The sequence below is a fragment of the Phycisphaerae bacterium genome, assembly GCA_018003015.1.
Taxonomy (GTDB): domain Bacteria; phylum Planctomycetota; class Phycisphaerae; order UBA1845; family PWPN01; genus JAGNEZ01.
Genome location: JAGNEZ010000006.1, coordinates 42,482 through 60,376, shown reverse-complemented (window position 1 = coordinate 60,376; position 17,895 = coordinate 42,482). Strand labels below are relative to the sequence as shown.

Here is a 17,895-nt window from a genome sequence, read left to right as displayed (position 1 = left end):
CACCGACGAAAGACTACTTCTGCTCCGCGTCGATCCAGCGCTTCAGAATCCCGACCGACCCGTCGGGATCGTCGTTGATCATCTCCACCACCTGATCCACCACCTTCTGACGATGCAAGGTGGACTCATCGATCTCCTTGCCGACCAGCAGCGAGTCGGAAAGGGCCGCCTCGCCGATCGGCTCCTCGGCCACGGTGAGGTCAATCTCCTCGACCGCCCCCTTCTTCTTACCGCTCTTGATGCGGATCACCTGAGGCATCGGTGGTTCCTCGCCCGGCAGCACTGGTCCTTCGCTCACCCGACGGACCATCATGAGCATCATCAGCAGACTCAGCACGGCCAGAGCCCCCAGGCCCACCTTGCCGCCGTTGGCCTTGACCAGCGAGAGAACACCCTCCGACTGGCCGGCCTCAACCGGCTGCCCCATCTGGATGGTCGCGTCGTCGTGAATCCAGGTCACCTCAATCTGCTCGTCAGCCGACTCCTTGGTGGTCAGCCCGAGCACGCGGCGAACCTGGCCCTTCATTTTGGCGAGTTCGGGTTCTGCGAAGGTGTTCAGTTCCGTGTCGGTCGGGTCCTTGCCGTTGTTCTGTCTCTTGAAGATGGCGGCCAGGTAGCTGCGCGGTACGTTCACCGAGGCGAACAGATCCTTGATTCCGTTGGGACGTTTCTCGGTCGTGGTCACCGTGCTGTCAACCTGGGCATCGTATTCGGTCTCCGCAGTGTTCTTCTCCGTGCTCTCCAGAGGAGCACCACCTCCGGCAATAGCCACTGAGGTGTTGGGATTGACGCCCGGTTCCTCGCTGGTCAGCCCTCGACTCTGCGTCATGGTGTCCGACTTGTCGCGTTTGAGCACCGGCCTGCCGAATTTGCGCTCGACCATCGATGTGGTCTGATCGTCCAAGCGGGCGTGAACGGCTACCAGAAGACCAGGAATGCTGGCGTAGAGTTCCCTGATCTTGTTTGCGAAGTAGGCTTCACTTCTCTGGCGGGCCTCCAGGCTGGCGGTGTCGGCGGCCTCCTCGGGCTTGGGCAGGGTATACGAACGGACCATGTCCGTGATCTTGACCTGAGTGGGATCCAACCCGCTAACCGCTCCGCTGACCATATTGGCGATGGCGGCGATTCGGTCTCGGCCGAATTCCAGCCCGCCTTTGGGCCGCACAAACACGCTGGCCGTCGGAACGACCGACGGCTGGCCGATACCGCGCTTCGTGGCATTGTTGATGAAGACCCGGGCATCCTCGATCCCGTCGAATTCGCGGAGTACCTGAGCCAACTGGTTCTGCAGGGCCACGGACCACTGGCGATCCTTCTCCCCGCTGCTTGCCCAGACGCTGCCTTCCTTGATGAGTTCGTTGAATCCGATGCTGGTGTCGCGAGGCAACGACTGCGATTGAGCCAATTGGGCGTACAGGCGAACACGGTCGGCCGTCGGGACCAGGATCGTGCCGTTGACCGTCTTGTGCGTCGCGCCCATGGTGGTCAACTTCTGCTCGATCTGGCTGACCTCCTGCGCGGTCATCGGCTGATCGAGCAGGGCCACCATGGACGGCGTGCTCGCCCAGTGAACCAGGTAGCCCAGGGCCACCACGATCAGGACAGCACACGAGCCGACGGCCAAACGCTGCGAAACCGTCAACCCCTTGAGGTGGGCTCCCGTCTGTGCGATGAGCTTTCTAAGGAATTCCATTTCCTCATGCTCCTGTCAGGCCGGCCTCCTGCCGGCCGAAGTTCCTATCCATCCCGGGCCCGATCAAGCCCTTCCCCGCCGCCTCTACACTCTCATCTGCTGAACCTCGCGGTACGCATCCACGAGTTTGTTACGCATCTCCATAAGCATGCTGAAAGCCACGTCGGCCTTCTTGACCGCGGTCAGCACCTCGGCCAGATTGTCCGTCTGCCCTGTGGCCACACGTTCGATCCCATCTTGCGCTTCCTGCTGCAAACGGTTCACCTCGCTGAGGTTGTCCATCAAAACGTCCTTGAACGACTTGCCGTCGGCGGTCGTCGTCGGGCCGGCCTGGTCGGTTCGAGTCGACGGACTGATCGGCCCGATCTGACTCGTTTGCAGGGTGTTTATGCTCAGCGGATCAGCCATCATGCTTCTCCTTCACCCTAGGCGATGAGCCGCAGGGTGGATGAAATCATGTCCTTGGTCGCCTCCATGGCCGTAACGTTGGCCTCGTACGCCCGCGAGGCGAGCATCGCGTTGATCATCTCCGTCCCGTGATCGACGTTCGGCATCTCGACCTTGCCCTTGTCTGGCCCCGACTTGATGGCGTCGGGATGACCAGGCATCGAAAGCAGGATTCCCCGACTGGGGTCCTCCTTGATCCCGGCCACGTGGACACCTGGGCCGCCTCGGCCATCCCCGGTCTGGAAAACCGCCATGCGCCGCTTGTACGGCCCCGGTTGGCCATCGGCACGGCTGGTCGCCTGAGCATTGGCGATGTTGCCCGCAATCGTATCCAACCGAATTCGCTGGGCCACCAATCCCGATGTGCTGATATCCAGTGAACCGAACATCCGATGATCCTTCTGCCTTCCTTCTCAGAAACCCATCGCCACGCCGGCTATCCGCTCCAGGGCAGCGCCTTCACGACATCCGCCGACTAGCTCTGCCCCCGGATGGCCGCCTTCAGCCCCTCGAATCTCGAGCGAAGCAGCTCGATCGCCGCCTGATGCATCATGGTGTTCTCGGCCATGGCCGCCATCTGCCGCTCGACCCGAGCGTTGGTGTGGTCATGGAACAACACGTTCTCGGCGGGCACTTCACTGGGGTTAACCACCAGATGGCCCTGTTCGTCCTGCCGTATCTCGTCGGTTCCCTTCAGTACAAAGCCGCTGGTCGGGTTCTCTCGCCGGGCGTGCAGCGCCTTGCGAAGCGATTCCTGGAACGTCTTGGGGTCCAATTGCTTCGCGCGATACTCCGGGTTGTCGATGTTGGCGATGTTCTCGGCCAGCATCCGCTGGCGAGCTTCAGTAAAGGCGGCTAGCTTCTCGAGCACGGGTATCGGCCCACTATTCGCCAAGTCCGTCAGGAACATCGCACCACCTCTTTCCGCCCGGCAACACGCCGGCCGGTCCGTGCGCAGGCACAGAGTCATCACGCCATCCACCCCCTGCACGAGCGATGCCAGATTACCCGGATTAACATCCAGGCCTCCCAGCAGGGTCCGGACCTGCCACAGGCTGCCGAGACTTGCGCTTCAGCGCAAATCCTGCGCTTCTCACCATGCCCACCCCCAACTCCCACGCTTGGCGTCTCCGGGCCTTCCGTTTCACCGGTTTCACCCTCGGTCATCCACACCCCAGACAGGCCGATCCGTCATCCCGTCAGCTTGTATCCGGCCGCCTGTTCGCGAGCCTGCGCCTCCCGCCACTGCTTCAGCTTGAGCCCGAGCGTCCGCACCCCGATCCCCAGGGCAGCTGCCGTCTTGGCGCGGTGGCCGCCGCATTCCTTGAGGGTCTTCTCGATCATCTGCCTCTCCAGGTCTTCGAGCAGATGACCAGGACGGAACTGCTGATCGAGCGTTTCCACACGGCGAATGCCACTGAGCCATGGGGAAACCAGTTGCACGGTAAGCAGACCGTCGAGGACCAGAACCGACGCTCGTTCGCACAAGTTCTCCAGCTCGCGGACATTACCTGGCCAGTCGTAGTTAACCAGCAGACTCATCGCCCGATCATCGACTCGAAGCTTGGGCCGTCCGGCCCGACTGGCCGCCCGACCGAGGAAATGATCCACCAGCAGGGGGACATCCTCCCGGCGTTCACGCAGCGGCGGTACCACGATAGGCAGCACGCTCAGCCGGAAATACAAATCCTCGCGGAACCGCTTCCGCGCGACCCAGTCGATCAGATTGCGGTTCGTCGTGGCAATGACACGAACATCGATGCTCCGGGTCACACTGCTGCCCACGCGCTCGAACTGCCGCTCCTGGAGTACGCGAAGCAGCTTGGCCTGAAGGGGCATGGGAATCTCACTGACCTCGTCGAGCAGCAACGTGCCGCCGTCGGCCAGCTCGAAGCGGCCCTTGCGGACCCGGTCGGCGCCGGTGAAGGCCCCCCGTTCGTGACCAAAGAGCTCGCTCTCCAGCAGGTTGGCGGACAAGGCGGCGCAATTCAGGCAGAGCATCGGGCGATCGGCTCGGGGAGACGAACGGTGAACGGCACGGGCCAGCAGTTCCTTGCCTGTGCCGGATTCGCCCTGGATCAGGACCGTGTTCCCGCTCGGTGCAACCCGCCCAGCGGTGTCACGGAGCACTCGGATGGCCGATGACTCACCCACCATGACCCGCTCATCGCCGTCGGTGAGCGATCGCTTGAGGGCTTCGTTCTCGCTGCGCAGCACCGCGTTCTGGATCGCCCGATCGACAACCATGCAGAGCTGGTCCGCGTCGAACGGCTTCTGAATATAGTCGAACGCTCCGAGTTTCATGGCCTGGACGGCCGATTCAACGCTGCCAAAGGCAGTCATAAGAATGACCGAAGCCTCACACCCGGCCGAACGCAACTCGCGAAGCAGGCTGACGCCGTCCATGCCCGGCATCTTCAAATCGGTGATGACGCACTCGAAAGTACCGTCCTTGATGGCTCGCAATGCCTCGGTCGGGTCCGCGAACGTCGACACCAGATGATCGTCACGAGTCAGCGTCTCCGCCACCGACTCACGGAGCATCTCGTTATCATCCACGATACAAATGCGTCCCATGCGACAAAACCTCCATGACGAGTTGTCAGCTTCAGACGTTCGGTCTTCAGCGATCGGTCGATGAACCGGCCCTGCCCGTCGACCGAGGAGCAGCCCAAGGGCAGACCCGAGTATCCCTCGGCCTGACTGAGCCCGCCGAGCTCAAAACCTCCAATACACTCATGTCTTTCGTCACTCATCACTCACCCGCACGCCATTCCTCGCCACCCGAAGCGTGAACACCGCCCCCCCGCCTGCGCGGTTGGCCGCTTGAACGCTCCCCCCCAGCGTTTCGGCGATCTGATGGACGATGGACAATCCCAGGCCAGTCCCGGTGTCTTTGGTCGTGAAGAACGGATTGAAGATCCGGTCCAGGAGTTCCTCGGGGATACCCGGCCCGCTATCAGCGACGGTCAAGGCGACGTAATCGGCGTCGACGCCCTGCAGCCGGACGGTCACCCGGCGAGGCGGAGGCGACTGGGCGGCGGCCTCGATCGCATTGAACAGCAGGTTGAGCAAGGCCCGCTGCAGCATGGCCGCATCAGTCACCAGCTCCACGTCCTCCAGGTTGTGTTCCGCGATCACCTCGATCTGCAGCCGTTGACTTCTCACCGCCGCCAGCTCGATGGTCTCCCGAACCACGGTGTCTAGCTGGACTCGGCCGGGCATCGCCTTGGGCGGCCGGCCGAACTCGAGAATATCCGTCACCACGGACTCCAGCGAACTCACACCCTTGATGATTCTGTCCACCACTCGCAGGGATTCCGGCCGATCCTTCAGATCACGTCGAAGCAGCGAGGCGAACAAGCCGATGCCGCCCAGCGGATTGCGGATTTCATGGGCCACGCCCGCGGCCAACTCGCCCAGGGCCGCCAATCGCTCCCGCCGACGCAGCAAGCGGTTCTTGTCAGCCAGCTCCTCGCGAAGACGGACCACCTCCCTGCTTAGCCTGTCATGAGACAGCTTGAGCTGCTCGGTCACCTGGTTGTATGCGTCAATGATCGCGCCGAGTTCACGCTCACGAGGAGTCAAGTCCGCGACCGCGGCCCCAGCCAAGCCCATGCCAGGTGGCTGTCGACCGGCTACTCCGCATCTGTCCGGCATCGTCGCCGTAGGGCTCATTCGTCGCTCCAATCCCGGCTCGGCCGTGTCTGGTACGCATTGGCCACATAGGCCGCCCCGACCTGCCGACCGATGGTCACCGTTTCGATGGCCTTGGCGGTGCAACTCTTGCGCGCGGCCAGTAATTGGGCGTCGGCTTTGTCCTTCTCGAGGATACCGGTCAGCATAGTGTTCACTTCACCAAGCAGACGATTGACGCGAAGAGTATCGGCGGGGGTCATCGTCGTTCGGAATGCCTTCCAGCCCTCGAGATAGGGTCTCAGACGACCGCCCAGAGCATCCAGCCGGTCGACCAGTTTCTGCCGCTCACCAAGAACCGACAGCAGCCGTTCGGGTTCCCCGCCCGTAATCAGACCACGTTGGGTACCTGCCAGCTCGCCAAGCTGTGAATACAGCGATCGCTGTTCCGTGAGCAGGGCGATCAACGTCGTCGAATCGAGCTTCGTCTGCTGTGCCACCATCGTCCTATCCTCCCATGCTGGTCGGCTGACTGGCCGCTGACTGGCCGATCACCGGTGAAACCTGCGTCTCGTCGGCCGACAGCATCGGCATCTGGCCGAGCCAGGCGAAGTAATCCTCCCAGTACTTGCGACCGTTGCCAGGCAGCGACGGGTCGAAGTTCTCGTCCGGTATGTTCCTGAGTGCCCACCCGGCTCTCTGCAGAGCCTTGCGAGCCTCCTGGATTCGCCCCGTTCGAACGTTGCAGTTAATGATCTGCACGTGGGCCGACAGAGCCATCGGATCCTGCTGATAGAGCCAGGCCGCTTCGTCGTACTTCTGCATGGACTCAATATATGGCCGAAGATCGGCCGGATCGTCCGCGTAGGTCCGGTCGTACACGGCGTCCGCCCGGTAGAAGTAGCTCAGCTTCTGATGGAGGTGATCGAGTTCGCTCAGTGAGTCCTTCGGACGAGCCTGGTATCGCCCGATCACCTGGCCGAAGAGCTGCTCGGCCCGGGCGAGGCGCTTCTGGTGGGCGACTTTCAACTCGTCCTTGTGGGCCAGGTTGCGCGGGTCCTTCCAGTCCTCGCGCATGCGAATAGCGCTACGCCGATAGGCGTTGGCCAGGAGGAATGTCGCCTGGTCGGTACGCGGATCATCGGGATAGCGATCGATCACTTCCTCGTATCGAGCGATCGCCTTTTCGTAGTCACCGTTCCGATTGTACAAGTCCCCCAGCTTGAATAGCGCGTCGCGGTATTCCTGGGCCGCGGGCTCGATCAAGGCCAGGGAGTCACCTGCCTGGCGCTCCACGATCCGCAGGAGCGTCTTCTCCGCTTTGTCGAGCTGACGGGTGTCTGCGAAACACTCAGCCAGGGGCACAAGCGATTGCACCGCCCAGTAAGTTCTGGGGAAATCGACCAGGTTTCGCTGATAGGACTCGATGGCCTTCGCATATTCACCCATCGCCTGATAGGTCTGGCCCAGGCGAAGAAGAGCCTCTGGGACCTTGTCGCTGGGTGGCTGCTGCCGCAGGTGCTGCTGAATGTAGGCCTCGAACACTTCCGCGCGTCGCGATCGTTCACCAGCTTCATCCAGGGCATCCGCCGCCCGCCAGGTTGCCGTCGTCGAAGTCTGCTCATCCGCAGCCTTCAACTTGGCCAAACGCAAGTGCTGCTCGGCGGCCTCGAGGAAGTACTTACGGACTTGTTCGACGTCGCCTTTGGCCGCCCTCGCCCCTGGCTTGAGCTGACCACGAGCCCGCTGCCCCAGCAGGTAAGCCAGATCCGCAGTCCGTGCCGCGTAAATGGCCTGCAGTTGCTGATCGGCCGGCGGTGCCAGCCTCGAAGCAAGACGCAAATAGGCCATGGCTTCCTGCAGCCGCCCTGCAGTTCGGAGCGATTCGGAAAGCACCGTCATCGTCTGCCGAACAACCTGCAGGTCCACTTCCGAGCCGTACTTCGACTCCGAGGCAAGACGGATCACCTCGCGAAAGGCCTCAACCGATTCGTCATAGCGCTCGAGATCGGCGAGCGCCTCGGCTCGTCCCAGAATGGCCAGCGTTCGATACGGGCTCGGGCTGGTCTTGGCCAGAACGTCATCGAATGTGGCCAGGGCCGACGGCGAGGCCTGGTACGACTGCTGAATCCTGCCCAACAACCAGCCAGCCCGCGCATAGATTGCGTGGCCGGGCACCAACCGATCGCGAAGGGCTCGCAATTGCAGCTCGCTCTCGTCCAATTGGCCCAGGTGGAAATGTGCCAAGGCCTGCAGGTAGGCGTAGTGGTCGCTCATGGCGCCTTCGGTGAAACGATCGGCGTATGCGCCCAGGAAACCAGCTGCTTCCTCATGCCTGCCTATATCCGACAGCAGCGACATTTTGCGCTCTGCCGCCCAGTAGCGCAGGTCGTCGCTGATGTCCGGAGCGGCAACGAAAGCATCAAGCTCCGACAACTCATCCTCCGGCTTCAACCTACTTGCCTGCCGCTCGATGTCGAGAATCCGCTTTTTCACCACCCAGGCGTCGGCAACGTTCTGGGCGAGAGCCTTGCGGTACTCCTCGACAGCCTGGTCCGCCAGACCCTGCCATTCGAAAGCCTCCGCCCGCATCCGATGCAAACCGGCATCACTCGGTTCCCCCTGCTCCATAGCCGTATCCGAGTGATTGATGATCGTCTTGAGATTCGACACGCCGTGGACGCTGTTGCCGGACTCATGGGCGTGGATGACCTCGGCCATCAGCCGGTGAAGACGCCGCTTCTCATCAACCTGGAGGTTCTTGCGCTGGAACATGAGCTCGATCGCCTGGCTGGCCTCAGCGTAGAGACCAGCATCCTTGAGCGCGACGACAGAGCCGAACAACTCGTCGAAGGAGGCGACCTTGACCGGCGGACGCATCCGCCAGACACCGGCGCCGAGCAGGGCCAGCCCGACGACGAACAGCGGAATCTGCCATCGCCCCGCCAACTGGCGACCTAGCGTCACTGCTTGAGATACGTCGCTCATCCTGAGCTTCCCTGCTGGAACGGTCATCCTGACCAACGCCGAGGCTGGAGCCTCACCGTCCCCGAGGATGCATCTGTCGGCAATTCTTGCCGAATCGGTTGAGGGGGATTACCCGCTTCTGCAAGGGCTTCTCTTGAACTGGCAACAGGGGCAAGGGCGCGGATTTGGGGGCCGAGCGAGCTCCCAGGCTACGCCGGCAATACTGATCCGCTTGATATAAGGACATCTCGGCGTATTCTGCGCGACTGGCTGTCCTGGAGACGTCCCAGGTACTCGGCTCAGTCGTAAGTATCGATCCCAGCGAACGGTCCACCAGAACAACTCAAGCTCAAGCTGAGAACGCACCAACTCCAGCGCATTTTTTTACGCTCATATGAAAAAAGGCGAAGCACGCTACAATTCGCGACGGAGTGTTGTCCGTCGGACATCCAAACGGCGTTGAAAGCGGAGCAGCCTATGCCACGGCAAGCCAATCCCGACCCCTTGGGCTCGGCGGCCACCATCACCAGCAAAGCGGGACCAGTTCGGATCTACCGACTCGGCAAACTGGCGGAGAGCGGACTCGGCCTCATTGACCACCTCCCATTCTCCATTAAGGTCCTACTAGAAAGCATGTTACGTAACCTCGACGGCTTCCAGGTCACCGCCGAGGATGTTACGCGGCTAGCCGCCTGGAATGCGCCGAAGCCCGCCCCTTCCGAGCTGCCTTTCAAACCGGGAAGGGTGATTCTTCAGGACTTCACCGGTGTTCCCAGCGTGGTGGACCTGGCCGCCCTGCGATCGGCCATGCGGAGGCTCGGCGGCGACCCGGGAAAAATCAATCCCCAGGTACCCTGTGATCTGGTGATCGACCACTCCGTCCAGGTTGACGCTTTTGCATCTCCAAACGCGTTCGCGGAGAACAAACGCCTCGAGTTTCGACGCAATCGCGAGCGCTACGAGTTTCTCAAGTGGGGCCAGCAGGCCTTCAGCAACCTCCGCGTCGTGCCGCCGGCTACCGGCATCGTTCACCAGGTCAACCTCGAACACCTGGCCAGCGTGGTCCTGACCAAGAAAGCAGGACCACCCGCCCCTCCCACCGCATACCCCGACAGCCTGGTGGGAACTGACAGCCACACCACGATGATCAACGGACTAGGCGTAGTCGGCTGGGGCGTCGGCGGAATCGAAGCCGAGGCGGTGATGCTGGGCCAGCCGATCTACATGCTGACACCCGAAGTAATCGGTTTCGAGCTGGTCGGGCGGCTGCCTGAGGGGGTGACAGCCACAGATCTGGTCCTGACCGTTACAGAGATGCTTAGAAAGAAAGGCGTCGTGGGCAAGTTCATCGAGTTCTTCGGGCCAGGAATGACCCACATGTCACTGCCCGACCGAGCCACCGTGGCCAACATGGCCCCTGAATACGGGGCAACCATGGGTTTCTTCCCGGTGGACGAGGAGACGCTAAGGTACCTGCAACTGTCGGGTCGTCCGGCCGAGCTGATCGATCTGGTCGAGCGCTACTGCAAGGAGCAGGGACTGTTTCGTACCGACCAGACTCCTGCCCCCGTGTTCACAGACACGCTGACGCTGGACCTCAGCACGATCGAACCCAGCTTGGCGGGTCCCAAGCGGCCTCAGGATCGAGTAGCCCTGCATCAGGTTAAGCAGGCGTTCCGCTCCGCGTTAACCACTCCGGTCGCGGCACGAGGTTTCGGACTCGGCGAGTCCGCGTTCACCCGCAAGGTCCCACTGCAACTGGATAGCGAGGTAGCCGAAATCGGTCACGGAACCGTGGTCATCGCTTCGATCACGAGCTGCACGAACACCTCCAACCCCTCGGTGATGCTTGGCGCAGGCATCCTGGCCAAGAAGGCCGTGGAGAAAGGGCTGAGCGTGAAGCCGCACGTCAAGACAAGCCTGGCACCCGGCTCGCGGGTGGTCACCGACTACCTCGAAAAGGCCGGTCTGACGCCCTACCTGGAGAAGCTTGGCTTCCACACGGTGGGTTACGGGTGCGCGACCTGCATCGGAAACAGCGGACCGCTACCGGCTGCGGTGGCCGCCGCAATCGGCACAGGCGATCTGGTGGCGTGCTCGGTTCTGAGCGGCAACCGCAACTTTGAGGGTCGGATCAACCCGCACGTCAAGGCGAACTACCTGGCCAGCCCGCCACTCGTGGTGGCGTACGCGATCGCCGGCACGATCGATCTGGACCTGACCCGCGAGCCGATAGGTCAAAACTCGGCGGGGCAGCAGATCCATCTCAAGGACATCTGGCCCAGCCAGCAGGAGATCAATGCGGCCACCGCCACGTGTCTGACCCGGGAGCAGTTTACGCGACAGTATGCCAAAGCCTGCGAGGGCGAGGAGCAGTGGCAGGCCATTCCAGCCGGCCGGGGTGGTTTCTACCAGTGGCAGCCCGACAGCACCTACATCCAGGAGCCGCCGTTCTTCACCAACATGACGGCCGAGCCCCCGCCGACTCACCCCATCACCGGGGCCCGCTGTCTGGCTGTGCTTGGGGACTCGGTCACCACTGACCACATCTCCCCGGCCGGTTCAATCAAGGCGGACAGCCCCGCTGGCCGATACCTCCAGCAATTGGGCATCAGGCCGGCCGACTTCAATAGCTACGGCGCTCGCCGGGGCAATGACCGGGTGATGGTCCGGGGCACCTTTGCCAACATCCGCCTGCGTAACATGCTCGCTCCCGGGACCGAGGGCGGCGTAACCGTCCATCTCCCCAGCGGCGAACAGATGTCGATCTTCGAGGCGGCCATGCGGTACCGGGAGACCGGCACGCCGCTGATCGTACTGGCCGGCAAGGAGTACGGCGCCGGTTCTTCGCGCGACTGGGCCGCCAAGGGCACCATGCTCCTGGGTGTTCGAGCGGTGATCGCCGAAAGCTACGAACGCATCCATCGCAGCAACCTGGTAGGCATGGGCATGCTGCCGCTGCAGTTCACGAACGGCCAGAACCGCGAATCGCTCGGCTTCACCGGCCGTGAAACCTTCGACATCAAGCTCGCTGACGACATCCGCGCCCGAGAGGAGGTCCACGTGGCCGTTCGCCGCGAGGACGGTACAACGATCGAGTTCACGACCACCAGCCGAATCGACACCCCCGTGGAAGTGGAGTACTACCGCAACGGCGGCATTCTCCAGACAGTACTGCGCGGCTTGCTCAAGCAGAGCGATTGACCCCTACGAAGAAACAGGACGCCGGCCAAAAGCGACCCCGAGTGAAGCACCTCAATTGGATGATGTTCCTGACGGTACTGCTCGCCCTGACCAGGAAAACGATCTCATTGTCCACGACCGACCGTCATGGCGCAGCATTCCCCGTGACGACAAGGTCACCGGGCCCAAGGCGCCGTCGATCCAACCGGTGAATCTGAGTCAGCAGTAGCTCGCCAGGACAGACATCCGTCTTCGCTTCCGGAGGTCCGCACGGATTTCCTTTCGTTCGGCCAGGCTGAATGTTATCGGGCTGACAGGAGAAGGGATACTAAGTCCCCCTTGCCCGCGTGCCGATGACAGAACAGGAACAGGGTTGGCTGTCTTGGATCCATGCCCATGGTCACGTGTTCTCCGCGCCTGCGGGGACGACGCCAACCGGAATGAGCGTGCCGCGCTATGATGGTGGAACACAGCACGTCTGAGAATACAACAAGTGACTCGCCGACAACGCGACTCGGCGGTTTCCCATCCAGATTCCGAGGCAAGGTGGCTCTCGCGGCGATCATCCTCCTCCTGGCCAGCGGCTGGCGGGTGGGAGAGTGGCGGGTGAAGAACAAAGACAGCGAAATGCGCGCTGAACTTCTACAGCAGGCGGCGGCTATCGCTCGAACGATCGATCCCGAACAGGTGAAGCGTCTCTCCTTCACCGAGGCCGACAGGGCCAACCCAATTCTGCAGCGGTTGCATGAGCAGATGGCGAGCTATCGACCATTGGCTCGCTGCCGAGGGATCTACACGATTGCCCAGCGGAACGAGACACTGCTCTTCGGCCCGGAGTCCTATGATGAAGGCGACACCCAGGCCTCGCCCCCCGGAACGATCTACGAGCAACCCACACCGAGAGTGCGTGAGTTCTTCAAAACCGGCCAGCCCTTCAGCGAAGGCCCCTATACCGACGAATACGGCACGTTTGTCTCGGCATACACACCCGTGCTTGACCCGCGCACGGGCGCCATGCTGTTGGCCGTAGGTCTGGATATCGACGCCAACGATTGGCACGCGACTCTCCGTCGGGAGCGACTGATTGCGGGCTCATACGCGCTGGTTGTAGCGGCTATCCTGCTGAGCGGGATACTGGCCCTACGATGGCGTGATCGACTGCCTTTGGATCGCCAGGGGCGGCTGCGAAATGTGGAAGCCTATCTCGTGGCCGTGGTCAGCCTGACGCTGACGCTCATCACCACATCGGTTTTCCACGACAACGAGATCCGTTCTCGGCGAGCGATGTTCTCGCATCTAGCCGAGGTCCAGGCGAACCGCGTCGTGGAGGCTTTTAGCGACTTAAGAGAGAATCAGCTCGGCGGCCTCGCCCGCTTTTATGAAGGCTGCGAGACGGTGAAAAGGGACGAGTTCGTCACCTTCTCCGAGCCGATCGTGCGGCAGAGCGGTCTGCAAGCCCTCGAGTGGATTCCTTCGATTCCTGCCGCTGAACTCGAGACTCTCGAGGAACACGCCCGGGCCGAGGGTCTCAAAGACTTCATCGTCTGGCAAAAGGGGGCCGCGGGACAACAAGAACGAGCCGTCGGGCGGGAGGTGTATTACCCCGTCTGCTATGTTGAGCCGTTGGCCGGCAATGAGGCGGCTTTGGGCTTCGACCTTGGTTCTGAGCCGTGCCGACGGGCCGCACTGAAGCAGGCGATGGACACCAGTCTGCCGGTGGCCACCGAGCCCTTGACTCTGGTCCAGGAAGAAGACCAAAAGACCAGCGTGCTGGTGTTCCATCCCGTGGGCTCCGGGAAAGGAAAGGCCAAAGCCTTTTCCGGTTTCGCCCTGGCGGTCCTGCGGCTGGAATCGCTCCTCAAGACCACCTTGGCTTGCAGGGAAACGGATGATCGCACACTCCTTGTTGTGGACTTGCACCAGCTCCGGAACGGCCAGCCATCTCGCTTCCTGGCCTCTTCCTCGCGTCAGGCCGGCCTGCGGCGATCGAATGACGGCACGGGCAAAGGCGTAATCCTTTCCGACGGTGCGGACCTGGCCAGCATCTTTCCTCTGTTCGTCTTCGGAAAGTGCTACGCGTTGACCGTCCATCCGGGGCGGTCGTTTCTGATGAATCACCCGGCGCAGGCTGGACGAATCTCCGCCCTGGTGGGACTGCTGATGACCGCGGTGCTGACCGCCTTCACTGCATTCCTGACCGGCCGCCGGGCCGATCTCGAAACTCTGGTGCAGGCACGGACCGCGGCGTTGCGCGAGAGCGAGGCAAAGCACCGCCTGATCCTCGATCACTCCTCCGATCTGCTCTGCAACTTGACCATCGAAGGGATATTCACCTACGCCTCTCCATCCTGGAAACGAGAGACGGGGCATGAGCCGTCATCCCTTCTCGGTACGCTCGCTCAGGGGATCACTCACCCGGACGACCTTCCTGATTGCATGAAGCAGATCTCCGAAGCCATCCAGACAAAAGAAACAGCACGGATCCCGGAATACCGCGTCCGCCATGCCGACGGCTCGTGGCATTGGCACAGCGCAGCCGTGACCCCCGTCTTGGGCCCAAATGACGAGGTGCTCTCCGTCGTCGGCGTTTCCCGAGACATCACCGAACGCAAGCGGATCGAGGCAGCGATTCAGGAAACCAACCGATCTCTCGAGAAGGCCACGGCCCACGCACAGTCACTGGCCATTGAGGCGGCCAGAGCCAACACTGCCAAGAGTGAGTTCCTGGCCAACATGAGCCACGAAATCCGCACTCCGATGACCGCGATCCTCGGGTATGCCGACCTGATCAGCGAGGCCTGCCCCGAACAGTGCGCCCATGGCGGTCATCAACTGCGTGAGTCCATTGCCATCATCCGGCGTAACGGCGAGCATCTCCTGGCACTGATCAACGACGTCCTCGATCTCTCCAAAATCGAGGCGGACAAGATGACCACCGAGCAGGTTCCCTGCTCACCCTGCCAGATCATTGCCGAGGCGGCCTCCCTGGTTCAGGCGCGAGCGACGGCCAAGGGCCTGGGCTTCGATATCGAGTTCGTCGGGCCCATCCCCGAGACTATCCGTACTGATCCGTTGCGGCTACGGCAGATCTTGGTCAATCTCCTGGGTAACGCCGTCAAGTTCACCGACGTGGGCGGCGTGAGGCTGGCGATCCGCCTGATCGTCGAGAACGATGAAGCCCGGATGCAGTTCGACGTGATTGATACGGGGATTGGTATGGCACCGGAGCAGGTCAGTCGACTCTTCCAGGCGTTTGGCCAAGCGGATACCTCGACTACCCGGCAATACGGTGGAACCGGCCTGGGCCTGGTCATCAGCAGGCGACTCGCTCAGCTGCTCGGCGGCGATGTCGTCATCGTCGAAACCCAGCCGGGCCTGGGAACGCGGTTTCGGGCCACCGTGGCGGCCGGCCCGCTCGACGGCGTCACCATGATGGAAGGGGATTGGGTCGGAGAGTCAACGCCCTTGCGGCACACGCCCTCCGCGGAGACCTGCATCACCGTGGCGCAGACCAGACCGTTGGAGGGGCTCCGTATCCTGCTCGCCGAGGACGGACCAGACAATCAGCGCCTGTTCCGCCATCTGCTCAGGAAGGCGGGGGCCTCAGTCGCGGTCGTCGCCAATGGTCAGGAGGCTGTGGAGAGGACAATGGGCGCGGCACATGGCCGAAGACAAGCAGACCCCTCTCGTCCGTTTGACGTAATCCTCATGGACATGCAGATGCCGGAGATAGACGGCTACGAGGCCACCGCGCGGCTCCGCGCGGCCGAGTACCGCGGCCCGATCATCGCCCTGACCGCCCATGCCATGGAGCAGGATCGCCAGAAGTGCCTCGATGCCGGCTGCGACGACTACGTCAGCAAGCCCATCGACATGGGCAAATTGACTGAAGCGATCCGTCGACAGACCCAGCGGGTCGCCTTGGGGACGGGAACATCCAAGACCATGGCCGACACCTGATGCAGGGTGCAGAAAGCGGGGCGACCTGCATCGCTTATCCACTGCTCATTCAGCACGGAGGTGAACGAGGCCGCGAGCCGAGGTCGGCTCTGTCACCGCCTTGACCTTTCAGCCAGGCCGCCACCCGCCGCGTTCCTCCTTGACAGCCGATTCCGCGGCATCACTCGTTCAACCCCACAAGACATGACGATGGCCCACCGGTACAATAGAGCCGCCATGCTGCCCTGGCGACACCATAGTCTCCGCCGCCGTCTTGTGGCGTCCTACACCGCTCTCGCCGCGCTGGCGGCGATTGCGGCTGTATGCATCTGGCCGGGTCAATGGCGAGCGATCCTCGCCATGCTGGTCGCCGGTACCCTGGCCGCCTGGCTGGTGGCCTACATCGCCACCCACATCCTGCGTCGGCGGCTTCACACCCTGCGAGAAACGACCGAGGCCATTACCCACGGCGACCCGACCCAGGAAGTGCACTTCTTGCCCGACGGAGACTTCCTCAAGCTGGCCGCCTCGCTCGATCAGTTGGCGGGCCAACTCCGCGAAACCGCCCGCGAACAGGACCGGCTCCAGCGGCAACTGACTCGCAGCGAGAAGCTCGCGCTGATCGGCGAACTGGCCGCCACCGTGGCCCATGAAATCAACAATCCGCTCGACGGCCTGCAGAACAGCATCCGCATCATCCGCCGCGATCCCGCCAATGCCGCCCAGGTCAGTCAGCTGCTCAACCTGATGGAGAACGGTCTGCACCGCATGGAGATGATCGTCCGGCGACTGCTGGCCATGTCTCGCGATGAGCCCGTTCATCCCGTGCCCACGCGAATCAATGAGCTCGTCGACGAAGCCGTGGCTTTCGTCCGACCTCGCCTGGATCGATGTCGCGTTGAACTGCTCTGCGACTTCCCCGAAACGCCGGTAACCATCTTGGCCGACCGGGTCCAGTTCGCCCAGGTACTCATCAACCTGCTGCTCAACGCCGCCGACGCCATGCCGGACGGAGGCAAGCTCGTGATCCGGGCCCGGCTTGCCGACCAGGGTCGCCTGGCGATCCTCACCGTCAGTGACACCGGCACGGGTATCGGCGAGGCCGACCTCCCGCACATCTTTGAGCCGTTTTTCACCACCAAGGCGCAGGGCGCCGGCACCGGCCTCGGCCTGGCGATCGTCGCCCGGATCATTGAAGCTCATCAGGGCAGAATCGACGTCTCCAGTGAGCCGGGACTCGGTACGCGATTCAGCATTGAAATGCCCACAGCAGCCGAGCTACAGAGCGGGAACACCGCAGACAGGCTGGACAAGGCCACCGAACCGACAAGAGGACGATCTCCTGCCTCAAAGCAGGATTGCAGCTGAGGACCGGCGATGCCCAATCCATGGGACGAGCGATACCTTCAGAACGACACGCCATGGGAGCGTGGACAACGCAACCGCGAACTGGCTCGCGTCCTCGAGGAACAGGCCATCCAGCCCTGCCGGGCCCTGGAACTGGGCTGCGGCACCGGTAACGATTGCCTCTGGCTCGCATCGCTGGGTTTTGACGTCACCGGGGTAGACATCTCACCGACGGCCCTGGAACGGGCCAGACAGAAAGCCGTGGCAGCCGGTGCGGAATGTCGCTTTGTCCTGGCCGACGTTTTCAAACTGCCTGATCTGGGCGGACCCTTCGGCCTGATCGTGGACATCGGCTGCTACCACGCGGTCCGCAAGATCGACGAGGCCGCCTATGTGACCGCACTGCGCCGGTTGCTCGCGAAGCAAGGTCTCCTGCTGGTGCTGTGCGGGAACGCCAACGAGAACACCGACCCGGGGCCGCCGAGGGTGTCCGAGGAGGAGATCCGCGCCGCCTTTGCGGACCGGTTCAAGATCCGCCATTTACGCGAGTTCCGACTGGATCCCATGCCGGACGAACGAAAACAGCATCTGTTCTGGTCGGTACTCCTGGGAAGCCAGGGATGAGGAGGACAAAGCGAAGAACTGCTCATCAGCTCGCGCCTGCATCGCCATGAGCGGCGGCC

Annotated in this window: 12 protein-coding genes; 4 read left to right on the top strand and 8 right to left on the bottom strand. The window is 62.5% G+C overall.

The annotated features are described in order from the left end of the window. Positions 1-13: 13 nt before the first annotated feature. The 8 genes from KA354_04315 to KA354_04280 form a co-directional block, all read right to left on the bottom strand. Positions 14-1,693, bottom strand: coding sequence for a hypothetical protein (locus tag KA354_04315; protein MBP7933854.1), 1,680 nt, complete (start codon positions 1,691-1,693; stop codon positions 14-16). Between the two features lie 84 nt (positions 1,694-1,777). Next, the gene (fliE, locus tag KA354_04310; GenBank protein MBP7933853.1) at positions 1,778-2,104 is read right to left on the bottom strand and encodes a flagellar hook-basal body complex protein FliE; all 327 of its coding nucleotides are present in this window, start codon (positions 2,102-2,104) and stop codon (positions 1,778-1,780) included. Positions 2,105-2,118: 14 nt separating this feature from the next. Continuing rightward, a complete protein-coding gene (flgC, locus tag KA354_04305; protein MBP7933852.1) occupies positions 2,119-2,529 on the bottom strand; it encodes a flagellar basal body rod protein FlgC in 411 nt (136 codons plus the stop codon). Positions 2,530-2,615: 86 nt separating this feature from the next. Continuing rightward, positions 2,616-3,050 carry a flagellar basal body rod protein FlgB gene (flgB, locus tag KA354_04300; GenBank protein ID MBP7933851.1) on the bottom strand — a complete coding sequence of 145 codons (435 nt, stop codon included), beginning with the start codon at positions 3,048-3,050 and terminating at the stop codon, positions 2,616-2,618. Positions 3,051-3,331: 281 nt separating this feature from the next. After that, entirely contained in the window at positions 3,332-4,717 is a 1,386-nt protein-coding gene (locus KA354_04295) for a sigma-54-dependent Fis family transcriptional regulator (GenBank protein MBP7933850.1), read from the bottom strand. A gap of 171 nt (positions 4,718-4,888) precedes the next feature. Next, the gene (locus KA354_04290) at positions 4,889-5,800 is read right to left on the bottom strand and encodes a hypothetical protein (GenBank protein MBP7933849.1); all 912 of its coding nucleotides are present in this window, start codon (positions 5,798-5,800) and stop codon (positions 4,889-4,891) included. A 14-nt stretch (positions 5,801-5,814) separates the two neighbouring features. Beyond that, positions 5,815-6,279 carry a flagellar export chaperone FlgN gene (gene flgN / locus KA354_04285; protein ID MBP7933848.1) on the bottom strand — a complete coding sequence of 155 codons (465 nt, stop codon included), beginning with the start codon at positions 6,277-6,279 and terminating at the stop codon, positions 5,815-5,817. 4 nt (positions 6,280-6,283) lie between these two features. Further along, positions 6,284-8,764 carry a tetratricopeptide repeat protein gene (locus KA354_04280; GenBank protein MBP7933847.1) on the bottom strand — a complete coding sequence of 827 codons (2,481 nt, stop codon included), beginning with the start codon at positions 8,762-8,764 and terminating at the stop codon, positions 6,284-6,286. Positions 8,765-9,220: 456 nt separating this feature from the next. Between KA354_04280 and acnA the strand changes: the two genes are divergently transcribed. From acnA to KA354_04260, 4 genes are all read left to right on the top strand, one after another. Next, positions 9,221-11,947: an aconitate hydratase AcnA gene (gene acnA / locus KA354_04275; protein MBP7933846.1), complete on the top strand. Its 2,727-nt coding sequence runs from the start codon at positions 9,221-9,223 to the stop codon at positions 11,945-11,947. A 435-nt stretch (positions 11,948-12,382) separates the two neighbouring features. Beyond that, entirely contained in the window at positions 12,383-15,886 is a 3,504-nt protein-coding gene (locus tag KA354_04270; protein ID MBP7933845.1) for a CHASE domain-containing protein, read from the top strand. Between the two features lie 189 nt (positions 15,887-16,075). After that, entirely contained in the window at positions 16,076-17,233 is a 1,158-nt protein-coding gene (locus KA354_04265) for a hypothetical protein (protein MBP7933844.1), read from the top strand. Positions 17,234-17,242: 9 nt separating this feature from the next. Then, the gene (locus tag KA354_04260) at positions 17,243-17,836 is read left to right on the top strand and encodes a class I SAM-dependent methyltransferase (protein MBP7933843.1); all 594 of its coding nucleotides are present in this window, start codon (positions 17,243-17,245) and stop codon (positions 17,834-17,836) included. Positions 17,837-17,895 lie beyond the last annotated feature (59 nt).

Excerpts from the sequence above, each read along its gene's own strand:
- KA354_04315 (MBP7933854.1), bottom strand. The coding sequence starts at position 1,693 with ATGGAATTCCTTAGAAAGCTCATCGCACAGACGGGAGCCCACCTCAAG.
- fliE (MBP7933853.1), bottom strand. The coding sequence starts at position 2,104 with ATGATGGCTGATCCGCTGAGCATAAACACCCTGCAAACGAGTCAGATC.
- flgC (MBP7933852.1), bottom strand. The coding sequence starts at position 2,529 with ATGTTCGGTTCACTGGATATCAGCACATCGGGATTGGTGGCCCAGCGA.
- flgB (MBP7933851.1), bottom strand. The coding sequence starts at position 3,050 with ATGTTCCTGACGGACTTGGCGAATAGTGGGCCGATACCCGTGCTCGAG.
- KA354_04295 (MBP7933850.1), bottom strand. The coding sequence starts at position 4,717 with ATGGGACGCATTTGTATCGTGGATGATAACGAGATGCTCCGTGAGTCG.
- KA354_04290 (MBP7933849.1), bottom strand. The coding sequence starts at position 5,800 with ATGCCGGACAGATGCGGAGTAGCCGGTCGACAGCCACCTGGCATGGGC.
- flgN (MBP7933848.1), bottom strand. The coding sequence starts at position 6,279 with ATGGTGGCACAGCAGACGAAGCTCGATTCGACGACGTTGATCGCCCTG.
- KA354_04280 (MBP7933847.1), bottom strand. The coding sequence starts at position 8,764 with ATGAGCGACGTATCTCAAGCAGTGACGCTAGGTCGCCAGTTGGCGGGG.
- acnA (MBP7933846.1), top strand. The coding sequence starts at position 9,221 with ATGCCACGGCAAGCCAATCCCGACCCCTTGGGCTCGGCGGCCACCATC.
- KA354_04270 (MBP7933845.1), top strand. The coding sequence starts at position 12,383 with ATGATGGTGGAACACAGCACGTCTGAGAATACAACAAGTGACTCGCCG.
- KA354_04265 (MBP7933844.1), top strand. The coding sequence starts at position 16,076 with ATGGCCCACCGGTACAATAGAGCCGCCATGCTGCCCTGGCGACACCAT.
- KA354_04260 (MBP7933843.1), top strand. The coding sequence starts at position 17,243 with ATGCCCAATCCATGGGACGAGCGATACCTTCAGAACGACACGCCATGG.